The sequence below is a fragment of the Streptomyces sp. NPDC001970 genome, assembly GCF_053594115.1.
The window spans coordinates 133621-156777 of sequence record NZ_JBSFDW010000010.1; the positions used below are offsets into that span (position 1 = coordinate 133621).

The following is a 23157-nucleotide window of genomic DNA, read 5'->3' on the forward strand; positions in this document are numbered from 1 at the left end:
CCGACCGCCAGCCACCATGACCGGCCTCCGGCGATCCGCCCACGCCGCATCGACGGCCGCGGACCGGGGCCGGCCCGAGAAGGACCGCGAGGCACACCTCATGGATTGGGACGACACCAGCAGCGAGACGTCGGCCGCCGCCGCGGCCGACCGCCTCGTCGGGGCATCCGCCGACGGCGAGGACCAAGCCGTCGAGGCAGCCCTGCGACCCAAGTCGCTGGACGAGTTCGTCGGTCAGGAGCGCGTGCGCGAGCAGCTCGACCTTGTCCTGAAAGCGGCCCTCGCGCGCGGTGCCACCGCCGACCACGTCCTGCTCTCCGGCGCACCCGGACTCGGCAAGACCACCCTCTCCATGATCATCGCCGCGGAGATGGGCGCCCCGATCCGCATCACCTCGGGGCCCGCCATCCAGCACGCGGGCGACCTGGCCGCCATCCTGTCGTCCCTCCAGGAGGGCGAGGTCCTCTTCCTCGACGAGATCCACCGCATGTCCCGGCCCGCCGAGGAGATGCTCTACATGGCGATGGAGGACTTCCGCGTCGACGTGATCGTCGGCAAGGGCCCCGGTGCCACCGCCATCCCGCTGGAGCTGCCGCCGTTCACCCTGGTCGGCGCCACCACCCGGGCAGGGCTGCTGCCCCCGCCGCTGCGCGACCGCTTCGGCTTCACCGCGCACATGGAGTTCTACGAGCCCGCCGAGCTGGAGCGCGTCATCCACCGCTCGGCCCGGCTCCTCGACCTGGACGTGGACACCGAAGGCGCCGCCGAGATCGCCGGCAGGTCCCGCGGCACGCCCCGTATCGCCAACCGGCTGCTCCGCCGCGTCCGGGACTACGCCCAGGTCAAGGCCGACGGGCGGATCACCCGCGACATCGCAGCCGTGGCCCTCGGCGTCTACGAGGTCGACGGCCGCGGGCTGGACCGGCTCGACCGGGCCGTGCTCCAGGCACTCCTCAAGCTGTTCGCCGGCGGACCCGTCGGCCTGTCCACGCTGGCCGTGGCCGTGGGGGAGGAGCGTGAGACGGTCGAGGAGGTCGCCGAGCCCTTCCTCGTACGGGAGGGGCTGCTCGCCCGCACCCCGCGTGGCCGGATCGCGACCCCCGCGGCATGGGCCCATCTCGGCCTCGTACCGCCCCAGCACGGCGGGGGAGCGAACGGCGCGAGCGCAAGCGGACAACAGGGTCTGTTCGGGACGTGACGGCGCGGAGGGTCGCCGGGCCGGGAACCACGGTGCCATGCTGGGCGTTGTTCCATCGATGCGGACTGGCTTAGACTCCGCCGATGCCGCCCTTCAAGGTCGGCTTGCCCACCCCCGTAGATCAGGCCGCTCCCCAGCGCGGTCGTGCGAAGGAATTCCGTCCCGTGGATATCGTGACCCTCCTCCCCTTCATCGTGCTCATCGGGGCCATGTTCCTGATGACCCGCTCCGCCAAGAAGAAGCAGCAGGCGGCGGCGAACATGCGGAACCAGATGCAGCCCGGCACGGGTGTGCGGACCATCGGCGGTCTGTACGCCACCGTCAAGGAGGTCAACGACGACACGGTCGTCCTCGAGGCCGCGCCCGGCGTCCACCTCGTCTTCGCGAAGAACGCCATCGGTGCGGTCCTCGATGACGCCGAGTACAACCGGATCGTGCACGGCGACGATGACGACGCTCTCAAGAGCGACACCCCGGTCGTCCCGGACGACGCCTCGTCGCTGACCGAGGACGCGAAGGACGACAAGATCGACCTGGGCAAGAAGGACGCCGACGCGGACGACGCCGGCTCCGCGCCCGAGGCCAAGGACGCCAAGGACGACGAGAAGACCGACGGCGACACCGACGCGAAGTAACAGCGACCGGGGACCACGGGACGCCTACCGGCGACGACCGCGGTCCCCGGTTCGTGCCGAACACTGCGGGGGCAGGTCCCCACAACACTTCGTGGCCGCCCCGTCGCACACCCGGCGCGGTGCGGTTGGACAGGGAGAATCGAGAAGGTGGCAGCACCGAAGAAGGGCCGAAAGGCGCCGGGAGGTCAGGGGAGGCCGGGGCGCACCCTCGCGCTGATGCTGATCGTCATGGCCGCTCTCCTCGGCGGGATGTTCTGGTCCGGGGACACCACACCGCGACTGGGTATCGACCTCGCGGGCGGTACGACGATCACGCTCAAGGCCGTGGCGGAGCCCGGCAAGGAGAGCGCGGTCAACGAGACCAACATGAACACCGCGGTCAGCATCATCGAGCGCCGTGTCAACGGTCTGGGAGTCTCCGAGGCCGAGGTCCAGACCCAGGGCCGCGAGAACATCATCGTCAACATCCCCAAGGGGACGAACTCGGAGCAGGCCCAGAAGCAGGTGGGCACCACGGCCCAGCTGTTCTTCCGGCCCGTGCTGAACGTTGCGGCCGGTGGTCCCGTGGCGCCGGAGCCCTCCACGAGTCCCGCCCCCAGCGCCAGCCCTTCGGGCCAGGGTGACGACGGCAAGGACAAGGCGACCGCCCCGTCCGGTACGCCGACCGCCAGCCCCACCACGCAGGGCCGCGCCGTCACCGACGCGCTGAAGGCCCCCTCGCCCACGCCGACCGGCTCCGCGCCGACCCCGCCGGCGGCGACGCCGACGCCGCCGCCGGCCGACCCGGCGACCGCCGCGCTCCAGCAGAAGTTCATCGAGCTGAACTGCCTCGACACGAAGGCCCGTGTCGCGGTGGCCGAGGGCGCCAAGCCCGAGGACACCATCGTCGCCTGCGGCAAGAACAGCGCGGACCAGTGGGAGAAGTACCTCCTGGGCCCGGCCGAGGTCGACGGTCGGGACGTCGACAGCGCGAAGGGCGTGCTGGACCCGCAGCGCGGCATGTGGATCGTCCAGATGGACTTCACGAGCGAGGGCTCGAAGAAGTTCTCCAAGATCACCGGCAAGCTGTCGCAGCAGCCTTCGCCGCAGAACCAGTTCGCGATCGTTCTCGACGGCGATGTCGTCTCGGCCCCGCAGGTCAACCAGACGCTCAGCGCCAACGCCGAGATCTCCGGCAGCTTCACCCAGCAGTCCGCCCAGGACCTGGGCAACATCCTCAGCTACGGTGCGCTCCCGCTGAGCTTCGACCAGCAGAGCGTCACCACCGTCACCGCCGCGCTCGGCGGCGAGCAGCTCAAGGCCGGCCTCATCGCGGGCGCGATCGGCCTCGCGCTCGTCGTGATCTACCTGGTGGCCTACTACCGCGGTCTGTCGATCGTCGCCCTGCTCAGCCTCATGGTCTCGGCGATCCTCACGTACTCCCTGATGGCGCTGCTCGGCCCGGCCATCGGCTTCGCGCTGAACCTCCCGGCGGTCTGCGGCGCCATCGTGGCGATCGGTATCACCGCCGACTCGTTCATCGTGTACTTCGAGCGCATCCGTGACGAGATCCGCGAGGGCCGGACGCTGCGCCCGGCCGTCGAGCGTGCCTGGCCGCGTGCCCGGCGCACGATCCTGGTGTCCGACTTCGTGTCGTTCCTCGCCGCCGCGGTGCTCTTCGTCGTCACGGTCGGCAAGGTCCAGGGCTTCGCGTTCACGCTCGGCCTGACCACCCTGCTCGATGTCGTCGTGGTGTTCTTCTTCACCAAGCCGCTGATGACGCTCCTCGCCCGCAGGAAGTTCTTCGCGAACGGTCACCCCTGGTCCGGACTGGACCCGAAGCGGCTCGGCGCCAAGCCGCCGCTGCGCCGCTCGCGCCGTGTCTCCGCCCCCATCGACCCGAAGGAGGCGTGAGATGTCGCGTCTCGGCACCATCGGCGCCAGGCTCTACCGCGGCGAGGTCGGCTACGACTTCATCGGCAAGCGGAAGATCTGGTACGCCCTCTCGATCCTGATCACCATCACGGCCATCGTCGGCCTGGCGGTGCGGGGTCTCAACATGGGCATCGAGTTCAAGGGCGGTGCCGTCTTCACCACCCCCGCGACGAGCGTGTCCGTCTCCCAGGCCCAGGAGTACGCGCAGGAGGCCTCCGGGCACCCCGCGATCGTCCAGAAGCTCGGCAACGACGCGCTGCGCATCCAGGTCAGCGAGCTGAACACCGCCGAGGCCGGCGAGGTCGGCAAGCAGCTCGCCCAGGACATGGGGATCAAGGGCGAGATCAACGCGGAGCTGGTCGGCCCCAGCTGGGGTGAGCAGATCGCCAACAAGGCGTGGACCGGCCTCGGCGTGTTCATGCTCCTCGTGGTGATCTATCTGGCGATCGCCTTCGAATGGCGCATGGCCGTCGCCGCCCTCATCGCCCTGATCCACGACATCACGATCACGGTGGGTATCTACGCCCTGGTCGGGTTCGAGGTCACGCCGGGTACGGTGATCGGTCTGCTGACCATCCTCGGTTATTCGCTGTACGACACGGTGGTCGTCTTCGACAGCCTCAAGGAAGGCACGAAGGACATCACCAAGCAGACCCGCTGGACGTACAGCGAGATCGCCAACCGTTCCATCAACGGCACGCTGGTGCGCTCGATCAACACCACGGTCGTGGCACTCCTGCCGGTCGCCGGTCTGCTGTTCATCGGCGGTGGTTTCCTCGGCGCGGGCATGCTCAACGACATCTCGCTGTCGCTGTTCGTCGGTCTCGCGGCCGGTGCGTACTCGTCGATCTTCATCGCCACTCCGCTGGTCGCCGACCTGAAGGAGCGCGAGCCGCAGATGAAGGCCCTGAAGAAGCGGGTCCTCGCCAAGCGCGCGGCCGCCGCCAAGGGTGAGTCCGCCGACGACGCCGACGCGGAGGGTGCTGCAGCCGGGTCGTACGACGACGTTCCGGATGCGGCCACGGCCGCCGGCACCGTCGTCGGTCAGCGCGGCCGCGGCCACGGCCGCCCCTCGTCGGGGAAGCGCCGGTGACCGAGAGCAAGCGGGAGCTGCTGCTCAGCCGCATCCGTGACGTGCCGGACTATCCGAAGCCGGGCGTGATGTTCAAGGACATCACGCCGCTGCTCGCGGACCCGGCCGCGTTCACGGTGCTGACGGAGAGCCTCGCCGAGCTGTGCGCACGCCACGGCGCGACGAAGATCGTCGGTCTGGAGGCCCGCGGCTTCATCCTGGCCGCGCCCGTCGCGGTCCGGGCCGGGATCGGATTCGTCCCCGTACGCAAGGCGGGCAAGCTCCCCGGAGCGACCCTGTCGCAGGCGTACGAGCTGGAGTACGGCACGGCCGAGATCGAGGTGCACGCCGAGGACCTCGGTGCGGACGACCGCGTCATGGTCATCGACGACGTCCTCGCCACCGGCGGCACGGCGGAGGCCTCGCTGGAGCTGATCCGCCGGGCCGGCGCCGAGGTCGCGGGCGTCGCGATCCTCATGGAGCTGGGCTTCCTCGGCGGGCGTGCCCGCCTGGAGCCTGCCCTGCGCGGCGCCCCGCTCGAGGCTCTGATCACGCTCTGAGCGCCTCAGGACCCGTATACGGCGGTACGGAACGGGCATCCGGGAACACCGGGTGCCCGTTCCGCGTTGTGGACAGTCCCCCGTCTCGGGGCGAGGTGAACGCCCGAGGTCGATACCATGGCCTTTCCGGGCCTGACCGGGGGACCCGGATCCGCACGAGGAGTGCTCTTGCCAGACGAGGCCCAGCCCGCCACCGCGCAGCCCGAGCGACAGGCCGACAAGGCTGTGGCGGCCCCAGTCACGCCCGAGAAGAAGTCCGCGGACAGCGCCGGGGCCGCGGCCCCGGCGGAGCGTGCGAACGGCTCGGCCCCCGCTCCCACCCCGGTGACCGCCCCGAAGCCCCCGCCCGCCCCTCCGGGGCGCTCGGGCGGTTCGTCGAACCGGGTCCGCGCCCGCCTCGCCCGTCTCGGCGTCCAGCGCTCCAGCCCGTACAACCCGGTCCTCGAGCCCCTGCTGCGGATCGTCCGGAGCAACGACCCGAAGATCGAGAGCTCGACGCTGCGCCAGATCGAGCGGGCCTATCAGGTCGCCGAGCGCTGGCACCGCGGCCAGAAGCGCAAGAGCGGTGACCCGTACATCACCCATCCGCTCGCCGTCACCACCATCCTCGCCGAGCTCGGCATGGACCCCGCGACGCTGATGGCGGGCCTCCTGCACGACACCGTCGAGGACACCGAGTACGGCCTGGACACGCTGCGCCGCGACTTCGGCGACCAGGTCGCCCTGCTCGTCGACGGCGTCACCAAGCTGGACAAGGTCAAGTTCGGCGAGGCCGCGCAGGCCGAGACAGTACGCAAGATGGTCGTCGCCATGGCCAAGGACCCGCGCGTCCTGGTCATCAAGCTCGCCGACCGCCTGCACAACATGCGCACGATGCGCTACCTCAAGCGGGAGAAGCAGGAGAAGAAGGCCCGCGAGACCCTGGAGATCTACGCCCCGCTGGCGCACCGGCTGGGCATGAACACCATCAAGTGGGAGCTGGAGGACCTCGCCTTCGCGATCCTCTACCCCAAGATGTACGACGAGATCGTGCGGCTCGTCGCCGAGCGCGCGCCCAAGCGCGACGAGTACCTCGCCATAGTGACCGACGAGGTCCAGTCCGACCTGCGCGCCGCCCGCATCAAGGCCACCGTCACCGGCCGCCCGAAGCACTACTACAGCGTCTACCAGAAGATGATCGTCCGCGGCCGTGACTTCGCGGAGATCTACGACCTGGTCGGCATCCGCGTCCTCGTCGACACCGTCCGCGACTGCTACGCGGCGCTCGGCACCGTCCACGCGCGCTGGAACCCGGTTCCTGGGCGGTTCAAGGACTACATCGCGATGCCGAAGTTCAACATGTACCAGTCGCTGCACACGACGGTCATCGGACCCAACGGCAAGCCCGTCGAACTCCAGATCCGTACGTTCGACATGCACCGCCGCGCCGAGTACGGCATCGCCGCGCACTGGAAGTACAAGCAGGAAGCCGTCGCCGGCGCCTCCAAGGTCCGCACCGACGTACCCAAGGCGACGGGCAAGGACAAGGACGCCATCAACGACATGGCGTGGCTGCGGCAGCTCCTCGACTGGCAGAAGGAGACCGAGGACCCGGGCGAGTTCCTGGAGTCGCTGCGCTTCGACCTGTCCCGCAACGAGGTCTTCGTCTTCACGCCGAAGGGCGACGTCATAGCGCTCCCCGCGGGCGCCACCCCCGTCGACTTCGCATACGCCGTCCACACCGAGGTCGGCCACCGCACCATAGGCGCACGCGTCAACGGCCGCCTCGTACCGCTCGAATCCACCCTGGACAACGGCGACTTGGTGGAGGTCTTCACCTCCAAGGCCACCGGCGCCGGCCCCTCCCGGGACTGGCTCGGCTTCGTCAAGTCACCGCGGGCGAGGAACAAGATCCGGGCCTGGTTCTCCAAGGAGCGCCGGGACGAGGCGATCGAGCAGGGCAAGGACGCCATCGCCCGCGCCATGCGCAAGCAGAACCTGCCGATCCAGCGCATCCTCACCGGCGACTCGCTGGTGACGCTGGCGCACGAGATGCGCTACCCGGACATCTCCTCGCTGTACGCGGCGATCGGTGAGGGCCATGTCGCCGCACAGGGCGTCGTCCAGAAGCTCGTCCAGGCCCTCGGCGGCGAGGAGGCCGCCACCGAGGACATCGCCGAGTCCGTACCGCCGTCCCGCACCCGCGGGCGCAAGCGTCGCGCCGCCGCCGACCCCGGTGTCGTCGTCAAGGGTGTCGACGACGTCTGGGTGAAGCTCGCCCGCTGCTGTACGCCCGTCCCCGGCGACCCCATCATCGGCTTCGTCACCCGCGGCAGCGGCGTCTCGGTCCACCGGGCGGACTGCGTCAACGTGGACTCGCTCTCCCAGCAGCCCGAGCGGATCCTCGACGTCGAATGGGCGCCCACCCAGTCCTCGGTCTTCCTGGTCGCCATACAGGTCGAGGCCCTGGACCGCTCCAGGCTCCTCTCGGACGTCACCCGCGTCCTGTCCGACCAGCACGTCAACATCCTGTCGGCGGCCGTCCAGACCTCCCGCGACCGCGTCGCCACCTCTCGCTTCACCTTCGAGATGGGTGACCCCAAGCACCTCGGTCATGTCCTCAAGGCGGTCCGGGGCGTGGAGGGTGTGTACGACGTGTACCGGGTGACCTCGGCACGCAGGCCGTGACTCCGAGCCCGTCCGACGTTCGAAGACGGGCACGGGCACCACGGCACATGAACCGTCGGCACGGGCACCACGGCACATGAACCGTCGGCACGGGCACCACGCACCGCGCACGTACAACCGGCTGACGGGCTCACCGGCCGGTAACGGACGACGAGGCCGCCGCGCACGGCCGAAGGGCCCGGCAGCAACCTCGCTGCCGGGCCCTTCGCCGTACCGCGGGCGAACCGTCAGCCGCCGAACTCCTCCAGGCCCTTCAGCGCCTGGTCCAGGAGCGCCTGCCGGCCCTCGAGCTCCTTCGCCAGCTTGTCCGCCCTGGCGTTGTTGCCCGCAGCACGCGCCGCGTCGATCTGCTGACGCAGCTTGTCGACCGCCGCCTGCAGCTGGCCGGTCAGACCCGCGGCACGCGCCCGCGCCTCCGGGTTGGTGCGGCGCCACTCGGCCTCCTCGGCCTCCTGGATCGCCCGCTCCACCGCGTGCATCCGGCCCTCGACCTTCGGGCGGGCGTCGCGCGGGACATGGCCGATGGCCTCCCAACGCTCGTTGATGGAACGGAAGGCGGCACGGGCAGCCTTCAGATCCGTCACCGGCACGAGCTTCTCGGCCTCGGCCGCCAGCTCCTCCTTGAGCTTCAGGTTCTCCGTCTGCTCCGCGTCACGCTCGGCGAAGACCCCGCTGCGCGCGGCGAAGAAGACGTCCTGGGCACCGCGGAAGCGGTTCCACAGGTCGTCCTCGTGCTCGCGCTGGGCGCGGCCCGCGGCCTTCCACTCCGTCATCAGCTCGCGGTAGCGCGCGGCCGTGTCGCCCCAGTCCGTCGAACCGGACAGCGCCTCGGCCTCGGCGACCAGTCGCTCCTTGGTCTGGCGGGCCACCTCGCGCTGCGCGTCCAGCGAGGCGAAGTGCGCCTTGCGGCGCTTGGAGAACGCCGAGCGCGCGTGCGAGAAGCGGTGCCACAGCTCGTCGTCGGACTTCCGGTCGAGCCGGGGCAGGCCCTTCCAGGTGTCCACCAGTGCGCGCAGCCGCTCGCCGGCCGCCCGCCACTGCTCGCTCTGCGCCAGCTCCTCGGCCTCCGTGACCAGCTCCTCCTTGGCGCGCCTGGCCTCGTCGGTCTGCTTGGCCTTCTGCGCCTTGCGCTCCTCACGCCGCGCCTCGACGGTCGCGACGAGCGCGTCCAGGCGCTTGCGCAGGGCGTCGAGGTCACCGACGGCGTGATGCTCGTCGAGCTGGTGACGGATGTGATCGATGGCGGCCGTCGCATCCTTGGCCGACAGATCGGTGGTCTTCACCCGCTTCTCGAGGAGGCCGATTTCGACAACCAAGCCCTCGTACTTGCGCTCGAAGTAGGCCAGGGCCTCCTCGGGAGTCCCGGCCTGCCACGATCCGACGACCTGCTCGCCCTCGGAAGTCCGCACGTACACGGTGCCCGTCTCGTCGACGCGGCCCCACGGGTCGCTGCTCACAGCGCCTCCTCCACATGATGCCTACGAGGGGGTTGCTCCCCCTGGGCATCGTCCACAGTTTCCTGGACGGGCCTCGCCCGTCTTCCACAACGCGAGTCAGCCCGCGCTGCACAACGCCAATCTAGGCGACCGGCCGCCCGGCTGTCCGCACTCGCCGCCGCCGAATTCGCCGGGTCACCCCTCGCTGACCGCCACCTTCTTGACCGCGACCGCCTTCTTGGGAGCGCCGTCCGTGGCGCCGCCGTCGACTCCCCCCGCCGCGACCGCCTTGACCGTGTTCAGGCCGGTCGTGTCCATGGTGCCGAACGGCGTGTAGCCGGGGGGCAGTTTGCTGTCCTTCCAGACCAGGAAGAACTGGCTGCCGCCACTGTTCGGCTGTCCGGTGTTCGCCATCGCCACCGTGCCGGCCTTGTACGTCACCGTGCCGTCCGCTCCCGCCTTGCCGAGCCCCGTCAGGTTCTCGTCCGGGATCGTGTAGCCGGGACCGCCGGTGCCGTCGCCCTTCGGGTCGCCGCACTGCAGTACGAAGATGCCGTCCGTGGTGAGCCGGTGACACTTCGTGCTGTCGAAGAAGCCCTTGTCCGCGAGGTGCTTGAACGAGTTCACGGTGCGCGGCGTCTTCGCGGCGTCCATCGCGATGGAGATGTCGCCCTGGCTGGTCTTGAGCGACATCGTGTACTTGGCCTTCGCGTCGATGGCCATGGCCGGCTCGGGCACGCTGCTCTCGCTCGCCGTGGGGGAGGGCGTGGACTCCGCCGCCGCGTCGCTGCCTTCGGAGCCGCCGTCCGAGAGGCCGACCGAGGCGTACGCCGCCGCACCGGCGGCCAGCGCCACGGCGAGTGCCGCGGCGATGACCGTGTTGCGGCGTTTCGCCTTGCGTCGCGCCTCTTCCCGGCGCTGCTGCTGCCGCTCGAACTTCTCCCTGGCGAGCTGCCGCCGCCGCTGATCGCTGCTGACCACCGGGTCTTCTCCTCGTGATGGTGTGATCTATCCGGGCGAGTGTGCCCGTACCGTATACGGGTTGGCTGTGAAATGAGCAGCGCCGGTAGGCTCTGACCTGTTGCAATTCGATACAGCAACTTCCCCGTCGGACGACATATCGAGGACGATCGTGCTTATTGCCGGGTTCCCCGCAGGGGCCTGGGGGACCAACTGTTACCTGGTCGCCCCGGCCGCAGGCGAGGAGTGCGTGATCATCGACCCGGGCCACCAGGCCGCCCAGGGAGTCGAGGAGACGCTCAAGAAGCATCGGCTCAAGCCTGTCGCCGTGATGCTCACCCATGGCCACATCGACCATGTCGCCTCCGTCGTCCCGGTCTGCGGAGCCCATGACGTACCGGCGTGGATCCACCCCTCCGACCGGTACATGATGAGCGACCCGGAGAAGGCCCTCGGCCGCTCCGTCGGGATGCCGCTCATGGGTGAGCTGACGGTGGGGGAGCCGGACGACGTCCACGAGCTGACGGACGGCGCCGCGCTGAAGCTTGCGGGTCTCGAGCTGACCGTGACGCACGCGCCCGGCCATACGAAGGGGTCGGTGACCTTCGGCCTGCCCGAGGCGGCGGACATCCCGCCGGTCTTCTTCTCGGGCGATCTGCTCTTCGCCGGCTCCATCGGACGCACCGACCTGCCCGGCGGTGACATGGCCGAGATGCTCGAATCGCTGGCCCGCGTGTGCCTGCCCCTCGACGACTCGACCGTGGTGCTGTCCGGCCACGGCCCCCAGACGACCATCGGCCGCGAGCGCGCCACCAACCCGTACCTGCGGGAGGTGGCCTCCGGCCAGGGAGACGGAACGACCGCCGCTCCCCGACGAGGAATGTGACGAGACCCTTCGTGAGTACTTTCCAAGCCCCCAAGGGCACGTACGACCTGATCCCGCCGGACTCCGCGAAGTACCTCGCGGTGCGCGAGGCGATCGCCGCGCCGCTGAGGAACTCCGGCTACGGCTACATCGAGACGCCGGGCTTCGAGAGCGTCGAACTGTTCGCGCGCGGTGTCGGTGAGTCCACCGACATCGTCACCAAGGAGATGTACGCCTTCGAGACCAAGGGCGGCGACAAGCTCGCCCTGCGGCCCGAGGGCACCGCCTCCGTGCTGCGCGCGGCCCTGGAGGCCAACCTGCACAAGACGGGCAACCTCCCGGTCAAGCTCTGGTACTCGGGCTCGTACTACCGCTACGAGCGCCCGCAGAAGGGCCGCTACAGGCACTTCTCGCAGGTCGGTGCCGAGGCGATCGGTGCCGAGGACCCGGCGCTCGACGCCGAGCTGATCATCCTGGCCGACCAGGCGTACCGTTCGCTCGGCCTGCGGAACTTCCGCATCCTGCTGAACTCGCTGGGCGACAAGGAGTGCCGTCCCGTCTACCGTGACGCCCTCCAGGGTTTCCTCCGCGGGCTCGACCTGGACGAGGACACCCGGCGCCGCGTCGACATCAACCCGCTGCGGGTCCTCGACGACAAGCGCGACGCGGTCCAGAAGCAGCTCGTCGGCGCGCCGCTGCTGCGCGACTACCTGTGCGACGCGTGCAAGGCGTACCACGAGGAGGTGCGCGAGCTGCTCGCCGCCGCGGGTGTGACGTACGAGGACGACGAGAAGCTGGTGCGCGGCCTCGACTACTACACGCGCACGACGTTCGAGTTCGTCCACGACGGTCTCGGCTCGCAGTCCGCGGTGGGCGGTGGCGGTCGCTACGACGGCCTCTCCGAGATGATCGGCGGGCCCGCGCTGCCGTCGGTGGGCTGGGCGCTCGGCGTGGACCGCACGGTACTGGCGCTGGAGGCCGAGGGCATCGAACTCGAACTCCCCGCCGGCACCAGCGTGTTCGCGGTCCCGCTGGGCGAGGAGGCCCGCCGGGTGCTGTTCGGTGTCGTCACCGCGCTGCGCAAGGCCGGGGTCGCGGCCGACTTCTCGTACGGCGGCAAGGGCCTCAAGGGCGCCATGAAGAACGCGAACCGGAGCGGCGCGCGGTACACGATCGTCGCCGGCGAGCGGGACCTCGCGGAGGGCGTGGTCCAGCTCAAGGACATGGAGTCCGGTGAGCAGACCGCGGTGCCCTTGGACGCGGTGATCGCGGAGATCCGGGCGAAGCTCGCCTGAGCGGTTTCCCGGGTGGATTCCGGGCGGGTGCCGCGCGGATTCCTGAGCGTATGTCGAGCGGACGTTCCGCGGATGGGCCCGGGCCGGGACGACCGGCCCGGGCCGTCCGTGTGTCCGGCCTCATGTCCATCGAACGGTGGACACGGCCCGCAGTGCGGCAGAATGACCATGCCAGCAGCCACCAAGTGATGGAAACAGCGATATGACGACTGCAGCGGTTGACGGCGTGTCCTCAGGACAGGAATCGGAGAGCGCGCGCGGCACGGTCGGAGGAAGCCGCGCCCTCGCATGGCTGCTCGTGATCACCGGCGCGGCCGGGCTGCTGGCCGCGTGGGTCATCACGATCGACAAGTTCAAGATCCTGGAGGCAAAGGTCGCGGGGGAGACCTTCACCCCCGGCTGCAGCCTCAACCCGATCGTCTCCTGCGGCAGTGTCATGGAGAGCGACCAGGCGTCTGCCTTCGGCTTCCCGAACCCGATGCTCGGGCTCGCCGCCTACGCGATCGTGATCTGCGTCGGCATGAGTCTGCTCGCGGGCGCCCGCTTCCGCCGCTGGTACTGGCTCACCTTCAACGCCGGCACGCTCTTCGGCGTCGCGTTCTGCACCTGGCTCCAGTACCAGTCGCTGTACAACATCAACGCGCTGTGCCTGTGGTGCTGCCTGGCCTGGGTCGCCACGATCTTCATGTTCTGGTATGTGACCTCGCACAACATCCGCAAGGGTCTGCTGCCGGCCCCGGAGTGGGCGAAGAACTTCCTCGCCGAGTTCACATGGGTCCTGCCGGTCCTGCACACCGGAGTCATCGGCATGCTCGTCCTGACCCGCTGGTGGGACTTCTGGACCAGCTGACGGGCCCTGGCCGGGTTGTCGCGGGCCCGGGCCGGGCTGTCAGTGCCCTCACATAGGCTTCATGCCTGTGGAGCCCGATCTCTTTACCGCCGCTGCCGAGGAACGCCAGGAGAAGGACCCGTCCGCGAGCCCTCTGGCCGTCCGGATGCGTCCGCGCACCCTGGACGAGGTCGTCGGCCAGCAGCACCTGCTGAAGCCGGGTTCGCCGCTCCGGCGTCTCGTGGGCGAAGGCGACGGCGGGCCGGCGGGCGCCTCGTCCGTCATCCTGTGGGGCCCGCCCGGCACCGGCAAGACGACCCTGGCGTATGTGGTCTCGAAGGCGACCGACAAGCGGTTCGTGGAGCTCTCCGCGATCACCGCGGGCGTCAAGGAGGTCCGGGCCGTCATCGACGGGGCCCGCCGCGCTGCCGGTGGCTTCGGGAAGGAGACCGTCCTCTTCCTCGACGAGATCCACCGCTTCAGCAAGGCCCAGCAGGACTCCCTCCTGCCGGCCGTGGAGAACCGCTGGGTGACGCTCATCGCGGCGACGACCGAGAATCCGTACTTCTCGGTGATCTCCCCGCTGCTCTCCCGCTCCCTGCTGCTGACGCTGGAGCCGCTCACCGACGACGATCTGCGCGGGCTGCTGCGGCGGGCGCTGCCGGCGGAGCGCGGCCTCGGCGGCGCGGCGACGCTGCCCGAGGACGCAGAGGCGCACCTGCTGCGGGTCGCCGGCGGCGACGCCAGGCGGGCGCTGACCGCCCTCGAAGCAGCCGCGGGCGCCGCGCTCGCCAAGGGGGAGCAGGAGATCTCCCTGCAGACCGTGGAGGAGACGGTCGACCGGGCCGCGGTGAAGTACGACCGCGACGGCGACCAGCACTACGACGTGGCGAGCGCGCTGATCAAGTCCATCCGGGGTTCCGACGTGGACGCTGCGCTGCACTACCTGGCGCGGATGATCGAAGCGGGGGAGGACCCGCGGTTCATCGCACGGCGCCTCATGATCTCGGCCAGCGAGGACATCGGCCTCGCCGATCCGACCGCCCTGGCCACGGCCGTCGCCGCAGCCCAGGCCGTCGCCATGATCGGCTTCCCCGAGGCCGCGCTGACCCTCAGCCACGCCACGATCGCCCTGGCCCTCGCCCCGAAGTCCAACGCGGCGACGACAGCGATAGGCGCGGCCCTGGCGGACGTACGGGACGGACTGGCCGGGCCCGTCCCGCCTCATCTGCGCGACGGCCACTACAAGGGTGCGGCCAAGCTCGGTCACGCCCAGGGGTACGTGTATCCGCACGACGTCCCGGGCGCCGTCGCGCCGCAGCAGTACGCACCGGATGCGATCCACGGAAGGCGCTACTACGAACCGACGCGGTACGGAGCGGAGGCGCGGTACGCGGACGTGGTGGAGAAGGTCCGCGAGCGTCTGCGCGGCGAGGGCGCGGCCGACGGCCGCTGATCAACGGCGCCGGGTACTCCCGTGTCAGCAGCACCTCGCACGCCCTGTAGACTGACCCGCAGCGCTGCGTCCCGTGTCCGGTCTCGACCGGCACCACCAGAACGGGACATCCAGCCGGAGTCTCCACTGCTTTCGAGCCGGAGACTCCAGGAGCGTCGCGCACCGTCGAAGGTGTCGCGGGCAGCCCACCACCCCTCCATGGCGGTCGGTGGGCCACTCGCGTGCTGCACGTATGTGCCCAGACCAGGGGAGCGGCTGCCCACCGAGTCTGCCGTTCACGGCAGGACCCGATGGGTTTCCCCGGCTGCGGATGCGACCTCCCTTAACCCTGGTGAAGCCGATTTCACAGAGAACGAGAGAGGTTGGTTCATGCCGAACCAGTCCCGTCCCAAGGTCAAGAAGTCCCGTGCCCTTGGTATCGCGCTGACGCCGAAGGCCGTCAAGTACTTCGAGGCTCGCCCCTACCCGCCGGGTGAGCACGGCCGCGGCCGCAAGCAGACCTCGGACTACAAGGTCCGTCTGCTCGAGAAGCAGCGCCTTCGCGCGCAGTACGACGTCTCCGAGCGTCAGCTGGTCCGTGCCTACGAGCGCGCCAGCAAGGTCCAGGGCAAGACCGGTGAGGCGCTGATCATCGAGCTCGAGCGCCGTCTCGACGCCCTGGTGCTCCGCTCCGGTATCGCCCGCACGATCTACCAGGCCCGTCAGATGGTCGTCCACGGCCACATCGAGGTCAACGGTGGCAAGGTCGACAAGCCGTCGTTCCGTGTCCGCCCGGACGACGTCGTGACGGTCCGCGAGCGTTCCCGCGAGAAGAGCCTGTTCCAGGTCGCGCGCGAGGGTGGTTTCGCCCCCGACGGCGAGATCCCGCGCTACCTGCAGGTCAACCTCAAGGCGCTCGCCTTCCGCCTGGACCGGGAGCCGAACCGCAAGGAGATCCCGGTGATCTGCGACGAGCAGCTCGTCGTCGAGTACTACGCCCGTTGATCCAGCGGTCGTAGCACCACCGGCCTCACGCGCCCGAGCCCGTCGCTTTCCCGCCTGCCTGCGGGGGAGCGGCGGGCTTCCGCGTTCCCGTACCGGCTGCGCCCCGAGCTGTTCGCAACCCGTCGAGCGCGCACGGGAGTTGGCCGCGTACGAGACGGCCGAGATCGAATTGCCCGGGTCTGCCGGGAGATTGCCTCGCCGCGACGGGCACGCTGCGTACTCGGGTGCGAACAGTCCGTACAATCGGCCTGCGCAACTCCCCTCCGGGACGCCGTCGATCCGGTACAGGCTGCGACCTTCGGCGCGATAGGGTCGGAGGACGACTTTCGAAGGCCCGACGACGAGCAGAGAGCGGTGCAGCGTGACCGGTGGAGAGGTTGCCGGGATCCTGGTGGCCGTCTTCTGGGCGATCCTGGTCTCCTTCCTCGCCGTGGTGCTGGTGAGGCTGGCCCAGACGCTCAGGGCGACCACCAAGCTGGTGGCGGACGTGACGGAACAGGCCGTGCCGCTGCTGGCCGACGCCTCCCAGGCCGTCCGCTCCGCGCAGACCCAGCTCGACCGGGTCGACGCCATCGCCTCCGACGTCCAGGAGGTCACCTCCAACGCGTCGGCACTCTCCACGACCGTCGCCTCGACCTTCGGCGGCCCGCTCGTCAAGGTGGCGGCGTTCGGGTACGGCGTACGCAAGGCGATGAGCCGCAACAAGACCGACGAGGCGCCGCCCGAGCGGGTCCGGCGCACGGTCATCGTCGGCCGCACCGTGCCGGCCGCGAGGCGCCGGAAGCAGAAGGGCTAGGCCACGATGTTCCGTCGTGCGTTCTGGTTCACCGCAGGCGCCGCAGCCGGTGTGTGGGCCACGACCAAGGTCAACCGCAAGCTCAGGCAGCTGACCCCCGAGAGCCTGGCCGCCCAGGCCGCCAACAAGGCGATCGAGACCGGGCACCGCCTCAAGGACTTCGCCCTCGACGTCAGGGCCGGGATGGTCCAGCGCGAGGCCGAGCTCGGCGAGGCGCTCGGTATCGAGGCACCCCCTCAGCACGGGCTCCCCGCGCAGCGCCGCGTGGCCGCACTCGAGGGCCGCCCCGAAAACCAGAAGCAGGACCAGAAGCACTACGGGATGCTTGACAAGAAGCACTCGTACAACCGGAATGAGGACCACTGATGGAGTCGGCAGAAATCCGCCGCCGCTGGCTGAGCTTCTTCGAGGAGCGCGGGCACACCGTCGTGCCTTCGGCGTCGCTCATCGCGGACGACCCGACTCTGCTCCTGGTCCCCGCGGGCATGGTCCCGTTCAAGCCGTACTTCCTGGGCGAGGTCAAGCCCCCGTTCCCGCGCGCCACCAGTGTGCAGAAGTGTGTGCGCACGCCGGACATCGAAGAGGTCGGCAAGACCACCCGCCACGGCACGTTCTTCCAGATGTGCGGCAACTTCTCCTTCGGCGACTACTTCAAGGAAGGCGCCATCAAGCTCGCCTGGGAGCTGCTCACCTCCCCGGTGGCGGACGGCGGCTACGGGCTGGAGCCGGAGAAGCTCTGGATCACCGTCTACCTCGACGACGACGAGGCCGAGCGCATCTGGCGCGATGTCGTGGGCGTCCCCGCCGAGCGCATCCAGCGCCTGGGCAAGAAGGACAACTTCTGGTCCATGGGCGTCCCGGGCCCCTGCGGTCCCTGCTCGGAGATCAACTACGACCGCGGCCCCGAGTTCGGCGTCGAGGGCGGCCCCGCCGTCAACGACGAGCGCTACGTGGAGATCTGGAACCTGGTCTTCATGCAGTACGAGCGCGGCGAGGGCACCGGCAAGGAGGACTTCGAGATCCTCGGTGACCTCCCGAGCAAGAACATCGACACCGGTCTCGGCCTCGAGCGCCTCGCCATGATCCTGCAGGACGTGCGGAACATGTACGAGACCGACACCCTGCGCGTCGTCATGGACAAGGCCACCGAGCTCACCGGTGTGCGCTACGGCGCCGCCGAGGCCAGCGACGTGTCCCTGCGCGTGGTCGCCGACCACCTCCGCACGTCCGTGATGCTCATCGGCGACGGAGTCACCCCCGGCAACGAGGGCCGCGGCTACGTGCTGCGCCGCATCATGCGCCGCGCCATCCGCAACATGCGTCTGCTCGGTGCCACCGAGCCGGTCGTCGGCCCGCTCGCCGACGTGGTCATCAAGACCATGGGCGAGCAGTATCCGGAGCTGGAGACCGACCGCAAGCGCATCGAGACGGTCGCCCTCGCCGAGGAGGCCCGCTTCCTCAAGACGCTGAACGCCGGCACGAACGTCCTGGACAGTGCCGTCACCGAGGCCAGGAGCGCCGGCTCGAAGGTGCTCTCCGGAGACAGGGCCTTCCTGCTCCACGACACCTGGGGCTTCCCCATCGACCTCACCCTGGAGATGGCCGCCGAGCAGGGGCTCTCCGTGGACGAGGACGGCTTCCGCCGCCTGATGAAGGAGCAGCGGGAGCGCGCCAAGGCCGACGCCAAGGCCAAGAAGACCGGCCACGCCGACCTGTCCGCCTACCGCGAGGTCGCCGACACCGCCGGGTCGACCGAGTTCACGGGTTACCGCCACAACGAGGGCGAGTCGACCATCCTCGGTCTCCTCGTCGACGGCGTCCCGTCGCCCGCCGCCTCCGAGGGGGACGAGGTCGAGGTCGTCCTCGACCGCACCCCGTTCTACGCCGAGGGCGGCGGCCAGCTCGCCGACCAGGGCAGGATCAAGCTCGACACCGGAGCCGTCATCGAGGTGCGCGACGTCCAGCAGCCCGTCCCCGGAGTCTCCGTGCACAAGGGCTCGGTGCAGGTCGGCGAGGTCACCGTGGGCGCCTCCGGCTACGCCGCCATCGACGTCAAGCGCCGTCGCGCCATCGCCCGCGCCCACAGCGCCACACACCTCACCCACCAGGCGCTGCGCGACGCCCTCGGCCCGACCGCCGCCCAGGCCGGCTCAGAGAACTCGCCGGGCCGCTTCCGCTTCGACTTCGGCTCGCCGTCCGCCGTCCCCGGCACGGTTCTCACCGACGTCGAGCAGAAGATCAACGAGGTGCTCGCCCGCGAGCTCGACGTCCAGGCCGAGATCATGAGCATCGACGAGGCCAAGAAGCAGGGCGCCATCGCCGAGTTCGGCGAGAAGTACGGCGAGCGGGTCCGTGTCGTCACCATCGGCGACTTCTCCAAGGAGCTCTGCGGCGGTACGCACGTGCACAACACCGCCCAGCTGGGCCTGGTGAAGCTGCTCGGCGAGTCGTCGATCGGCTCGGGTGTGCGCCGTATCGAGGCCCTCGTCGGTGTCGACGCGTACAACTTCCTGGCCAGGGAGCACACGGTCGTGGCCCAGCTCCAGGAGCTGGTCAAGGGCCGGCCCGAGGAACTGCCGGAGAAGATCGCCGTCATGCTCGGCAAGCTGAAGGACGCCGAGAAGGAGATCGAGAAGTTCCGCGCGGAGAAGGTCCTCCAGGCCGCCGCCGGGCTCGCCGAGTCCGCCAAGGACGTCCGCGGCACGGCCCTGGTCACCGGTCAGGTCCCGGACGGCACGTCCGCCGACGACCTGCGCAAGCTGGTCCTCGACGTCCGCGGCCGCATCCCTGGCGAGCGCCCGGCCGTCGTGGCACTGTTCACCACGGCCAACGGCCGTCCGCTGACGGTCATCGCCACGAACGAGGCCGCCCGTGAGCGTGGCCTCAAGGCCGGCGAGTTGGTCCGTACGGCCGCCAAGACCCTCGGTGGCGGCGGTGGCGGCAAGCCGGACGTCGCCCAGGGCGGCGGTCAGAACCCGGACGCGATCGGCGACGCCGTCGACGCCGTCGAGCGCCTTGTGGCCGAGACGGCCTGATCGCCATGCGCAGAGGACGTCGTCTTGCGATCGACGTCGGGGACGCCCGGATCGGGGTCGCCTCGTGCGACCCCGACGGGGTCCTCGCCACACCGGTGGAGACCGTGCCGGGACGTGACGTCCCGGCCGCCCACCGTCGGCTGCGCCTGCTCGTCGAGGAGTACAAGCCGCTCGAGGTCGTCGTCGGCCTGCCCCGCTCGCTCAGCGGCGGCGAGGGCCCGGCGGCGGCGAAGGTCCGGGCCTTCGCCCAGGAGCTGGCACGCGGTATCGCGCCGGTGCCGGTGCGGCTCGTGGACGAGCGGATGACCACGGTGACGGCCAGTCAGGGATTGCGGGCGTCGGGCGTGAAGTCCAAGAAAGGCCGGTCCGTCATCGACCAGGCAGCCGCTGTGATCATCCTCCAAAACGCTCTTGAGTCCGAACGGGTATCTGATAATCCGCCCGGCGAGTGCGTCGAAGTGGTCATCTGATCGCGATACGGTAACGTTCCGCCCGACGCGGCGGCGTTCGAACAGCTGCCGCACGACGTAGAGGCGGACCGTCGGGTCGCCTCGCGGCTGTTTGGGGATCGATGACTGATTATGGCCGGGGCTCCGGCTCCGAACCGTGGCATCCCGAGGACCCGTTGTACGGGGACCAGGGATGGAGAGGTCGGCAGGGCCCGGAGGGCCATGTCGACCCGTACGGTGCCCAGCAGCCGCATCCGAATCAGCCGCGGCAGCCGTACCCGCAGCAGCAGGCGCAGCAGCCGTACCCGCAGCAGCAGCCGGAGCAGTACGGCGGCGGCCACCAGGACCCGTACCAGCAGCCGTACGGTGACCAGCACCAGCACCAGCACCAGCACCAGCAGCACCAGCAGCAGTACGGCGGCGGACCCCAGCACTACGGCGGTCCGCAGCAGTACCAGCAGCAGCCCTACGACGGCTCCCAGCAGTACACCGGCCAGCAGTACACCGACCAGCAGTACGGCAACCAGCAGTACGGTGCGGGCGGCTGGGACACCGGGCCGCAGCCCGCGATGCCGTACGAGCCCCAGGGCGCGCCGTACGGTGGCCAGGCCCCCGACATGTACGGCACCTCCGAGGCCTACCCGCCGCCCCAGCCCCCCGGTCGCCGTACGGCACCGCGGCGGGAGCCCGAGACCGACTGGGACGCCGAGCAGGAGGAGGAGACCCACCCCTTCTTCACCGGCGACGACGGCCCGGACGACGACTCCGGCTACGACGACGAGCGGAGTGCCTCCCGCCGTGGCGGCGGTCGTGACGGCCGCGGCGGTTCCAAGAAGCAGAAGAAGGGCCGCAGCGGCGTCGCGTGCCTCTTCGTCACCGTCGTCCTGGTGGGCGGTGCGGGCGGCCTCGGCTATGCCGGTTACCAGTTCTGGCAGGACCGCTTCGGCGCGGCGCCCGACTTCGCGGGTGAGGGCAACGGCACTGTCCAGGTCGAGATCCCGCAGGGAGCGACCGGAGCCACCATCGGCAATGCCCTCAAGGCGGCCGGCGTCGTGAAGAGCGTCGACGCGTTCATCGCCGCGCAGGCGAAGAACCCCAACGGGAAGAAGATCCAGGCGGGCGTCTACATCCTCAAGAAGGAAATGTCGGCGGCGAACGCCGTAGAGGCCATGCTCAATCCCGACAGCCGCAATACCCTGACCATTCCCGAGGGGAAGCGGAACACCTGGGTCTACGAGCAGATCGACACCCGGCTCGAGATCGACAAGGGCACCACCGAGAAGGTCGCGAAGGAACAGGCGAAGAAGCTCGGCCTGCCCGACTGGGCGAACAGCAACCCGGACATCAAGGACCCGCTGGAAGGATTCCTCTTCCCGGCCGCCTATCCGGTCGCCAAGGGCAGCAAGCCCGAGGTCGTCCTCAAGGCCATGGTCGCCCGCGCCAATCAGGAGTACGGCAAGAAGGACCTCAAGGCCGAGGCCGCGAAACTCGGTCTGAAATCGCCGCTGGAACTCATCACGGTGGCGAGCCTGGTCCAGGCGGAAGGCAAGTACAAGCACGACTTCGACAAGGTCTCGAGGGTCGTCTACAACCGGCTCAAGCCGGCCAACACGGAGACGTACGGTCTGCTCGACTTCGACTCCACGGTCAACTACGCGAAGAGCGAAAGTACCCTGGACACGGGCGCGGTCAAGGACCTGCGCACGTTCAAACACCCGTACAACACGTACTACATCAAGGGTCTGCCCCCCGGCCCCATCGGCAACCCCGGCGCGGCCGCACTCGCCTCAGCCCTCAAGCCGACGCCCGGTCCTTGGTACTACTTCGTGTCGATCACCGAGGAAGAGACCCTGTTCGCGGTCACCAACGCGGAGCACGAGCGCAACCGCCAGAAGTACGAGCAGGAACGAAAGAAGTCCGGCCAGTGAGTACTCGACGCAGGGCAGCGGTGCTCGGATCGCCCATCGCCCACTCCCTCTCCCCGGTGCTGCACCGCGCCGCCTACGAGGCGCTCGGCCTCACGGACCGGTCCTACGACCGGTTCGAGGTGGACGAGACGGATCTGCCGGGCTTCATGAACGAACTCGACGACTCCTGGGCCGGCCTGTCCCTGACCATGCCGCTCAAGCGGGCGATCATCCCGCTGCTCGACGAGGTCAGCGACACCGCCGCCGCCGTCGAGGCCGTCAACACGGTCGTCTTTGCGGAGGACGGCCGCCGTATCGGCGACAACACGGACATCCCCGGCATGATCGCCGCGCTTCGTGAGCACGGTGTGGAGAAGGTGGACCACGCCGCCGTCCTCGGCGCCGGCGCGACCGCGTCCTCCGCCCTCGCCGCGCTGTCCCGGATCTGCACCGGGCCTGTCACCGCCTACGTACGGACGCACACGCGCGCCGAGGAGATGCGCGGCTGGGGCGCACGACTCGGCGTCGAGGTGCACACCGCCGACTGGGCCGAGGCGGGCCATGCGTTCGACGCGCCCCTCGTCATCGCCACCACCCCCGCCGGGGCGACGGATCCCCTCGTCCCGTACATCCCCGACCGCCCCGGCACCCTCTTCGACGTGCTCTACGACCCCTGGCCGACCCCGCTCGCGGCAGCTTGGGCCGAGCAGGGCGGCGGGGTCGTCGGCGGCCTCGACCTGCTGGTGCACCAGGCCGCGCTGCAGGTGGAACAGATGACCGGCGTCGGCCCGGCCCCGCTCGCCGTGATGCGGGCCGCCGCTGAGCGGGCATCGGCCGAAGGGTGAGCGCACCTGGCGTCGGAGCGCCGCTCGCCGCGGACTGGAGCAGTGGCTCGCCACGCTGTTCGTACGCTTGCTGCCCGAGTGGCTGGAGAACATCGTCCTCGCGCTCTTCCTGCTCGTCCTCGTGACGGTGGGGGTGCATCGGCTGCTGGGCATGGTGCGTGCCGCGCGGGCCGGCGACGGAGCCGTGCCTCCGGGGGACTCGGGCGTCCGATAGCTGGACCGCGATCAGAGAAGGCCTCCGGACATGGGAGGAT

General features: G+C 69.8%; 20 protein-coding genes. 18 read left to right on the forward strand and 2 right to left on the reverse strand.

Annotated features, from left to right (window positions below; all coding sequences use genetic code 11):
* Nucleotides 1-100: 100 nt before the first annotated feature.
* The 6 genes from ruvB (at nt 101) to ACWCP0_RS15405 (ending at nt 8046) form a co-directional block, all read left to right on the forward strand.
* Nucleotides 101-1198, forward strand: a complete 1098-nt coding sequence (gene ruvB, locus ACWCP0_RS15380; protein WP_451079356.1) for a Holliday junction branch migration DNA helicase RuvB — start codon at nt 101-103, stop codon at nt 1196-1198.
* Between the two features lie 164 nt (nt 1199-1362).
* Nucleotides 1363-1833 (forward strand): preprotein translocase subunit YajC, encoded by a 471-nt coding sequence (gene yajC / locus ACWCP0_RS15385; RefSeq protein WP_451079291.1) that lies wholly within the window; start codon nt 1363-1365, stop codon nt 1831-1833.
* A 147-nt stretch (nt 1834-1980) separates the two neighbouring features.
* Entirely contained in the window at nt 1981-3726 is a 1746-nt protein-coding gene (gene secD, locus ACWCP0_RS15390) for a protein translocase subunit SecD (RefSeq protein ID WP_451079292.1), read from the forward strand.
* Nucleotide 3727: 1 nt separating this feature from the next.
* Nucleotides 3728-4840 (forward strand): protein translocase subunit SecF, encoded by a 1113-nt coding sequence (gene secF / locus ACWCP0_RS15395; RefSeq protein WP_451079293.1) that lies wholly within the window; start codon nt 3728-3730, stop codon nt 4838-4840.
* On the forward strand, nt 4837-5379 hold the full coding sequence (locus ACWCP0_RS15400) for an adenine phosphoribosyltransferase (protein WP_451079294.1): 543 nt from the start codon (nt 4837-4839) through the stop codon (nt 5377-5379). The genes secF and ACWCP0_RS15400 overlap by 4 nt, the downstream gene beginning before the upstream one ends.
* 168 nt (nt 5380-5547) lie before the next feature.
* The gene (locus ACWCP0_RS15405; protein WP_451079295.1) at nt 5548-8046 is read left to right on the forward strand and encodes a RelA/SpoT family protein; all 2499 of its coding nucleotides are present in this window, start codon (nt 5548-5550) and stop codon (nt 8044-8046) included.
* A 227-nt stretch (nt 8047-8273) separates the two neighbouring features.
* Here ACWCP0_RS15405 and ACWCP0_RS15410 read toward each other — a convergent pair whose 3' ends face one another.
* Both ACWCP0_RS15410 and ACWCP0_RS15415 read right to left on the reverse strand, forming a co-directional pair.
* Nucleotides 8274-9503, reverse strand: coding sequence for a DUF349 domain-containing protein (locus tag ACWCP0_RS15410; protein WP_451079296.1), 1230 nt, complete (start codon nt 9501-9503; stop codon nt 8274-8276).
* A 174-nt stretch (nt 9504-9677) separates the two neighbouring features.
* Nucleotides 9678-10463, reverse strand: coding sequence for a peptidylprolyl isomerase (locus ACWCP0_RS15415; RefSeq protein WP_451079297.1), 786 nt, complete (start codon nt 10461-10463; stop codon nt 9678-9680).
* A gap of 151 nt (nt 10464-10614) precedes the next feature.
* Between ACWCP0_RS15415 and ACWCP0_RS15420 the strand changes: the two genes are divergently transcribed.
* The 12 genes from ACWCP0_RS15420 to ACWCP0_RS15475 all read left to right on the forward strand — a co-directional run bounded on the left by ACWCP0_RS15420 (nt 10615) and on the right by ACWCP0_RS15475 (nt 23117).
* The gene (locus ACWCP0_RS15420) at nt 10615-11328 is read left to right on the forward strand and encodes an MBL fold metallo-hydrolase (RefSeq protein WP_451079298.1); all 714 of its coding nucleotides are present in this window, start codon (nt 10615-10617) and stop codon (nt 11326-11328) included.
* Between the two features lie 11 nt (nt 11329-11339).
* The gene (hisS, locus tag ACWCP0_RS15425; RefSeq protein WP_451079299.1) at nt 11340-12602 is read left to right on the forward strand and encodes a histidine--tRNA ligase; all 1263 of its coding nucleotides are present in this window, start codon (nt 11340-11342) and stop codon (nt 12600-12602) included.
* Nucleotides 12603-12804: 202 nt separating this feature from the next.
* A complete protein-coding gene (locus ACWCP0_RS15430; protein WP_451079300.1) occupies nt 12805-13452 on the forward strand; it encodes a vitamin K epoxide reductase family protein in 648 nt (215 codons plus the stop codon).
* 67 nt (nt 13453-13519) lie between these two features.
* A complete protein-coding gene (locus ACWCP0_RS15435) occupies nt 13520-14887 on the forward strand; it encodes a replication-associated recombination protein A (RefSeq protein ID WP_451079357.1) in 1368 nt (455 codons plus the stop codon).
* Nucleotides 14888-15256: 369 nt separating this feature from the next.
* Nucleotides 15257-15871, forward strand: a complete 615-nt coding sequence (gene rpsD, locus ACWCP0_RS15440; protein ID WP_351224211.1) for a 30S ribosomal protein S4 — start codon at nt 15257-15259, stop codon at nt 15869-15871.
* Nucleotides 15872-16232: 361 nt separating this feature from the next.
* Nucleotides 16233-16667, forward strand: a complete 435-nt coding sequence (locus ACWCP0_RS15445; RefSeq protein ID WP_351224213.1) for a DUF948 domain-containing protein — start codon at nt 16233-16235, stop codon at nt 16665-16667.
* Nucleotides 16668-16673: 6 nt separating this feature from the next.
* The gene (locus ACWCP0_RS15450) at nt 16674-17033 is read left to right on the forward strand and encodes a DUF6167 family protein (RefSeq protein WP_451079301.1); all 360 of its coding nucleotides are present in this window, start codon (nt 16674-16676) and stop codon (nt 17031-17033) included.
* Nucleotides 17033-19702, forward strand: coding sequence for an alanine--tRNA ligase (gene alaS / locus ACWCP0_RS15455; RefSeq protein ID WP_451079302.1), 2670 nt, complete (start codon nt 17033-17035; stop codon nt 19700-19702). Before ACWCP0_RS15450 ends, alaS begins: the two co-directional genes overlap by 1 nt.
* A 5-nt stretch (nt 19703-19707) precedes the next feature.
* The gene (gene ruvX, locus ACWCP0_RS15460; protein WP_451079303.1) at nt 19708-20172 is read left to right on the forward strand and encodes a Holliday junction resolvase RuvX; all 465 of its coding nucleotides are present in this window, start codon (nt 19708-19710) and stop codon (nt 20170-20172) included.
* Between the two features lie 101 nt (nt 20173-20273).
* Nucleotides 20274-22079: an endolytic transglycosylase MltG gene (gene mltG, locus ACWCP0_RS15465; RefSeq protein WP_451079304.1), complete on the forward strand. Its 1806-nt coding sequence runs from the start codon at nt 20274-20276 to the stop codon at nt 22077-22079.
* Nucleotides 22076-22903, forward strand: a complete 828-nt coding sequence (locus tag ACWCP0_RS15470; RefSeq protein WP_451079305.1) for a shikimate dehydrogenase — start codon at nt 22076-22078, stop codon at nt 22901-22903. The genes mltG and ACWCP0_RS15470 overlap by 4 nt, the downstream gene beginning before the upstream one ends.
* A gap of 67 nt (nt 22904-22970) precedes the next feature.
* On the forward strand, nt 22971-23117 hold the full coding sequence (locus tag ACWCP0_RS15475; protein WP_451079306.1) for a hypothetical protein: 147 nt from the start codon (nt 22971-22973) through the stop codon (nt 23115-23117).
* Nucleotides 23118-23157: the final 40 nt, after the last annotated feature.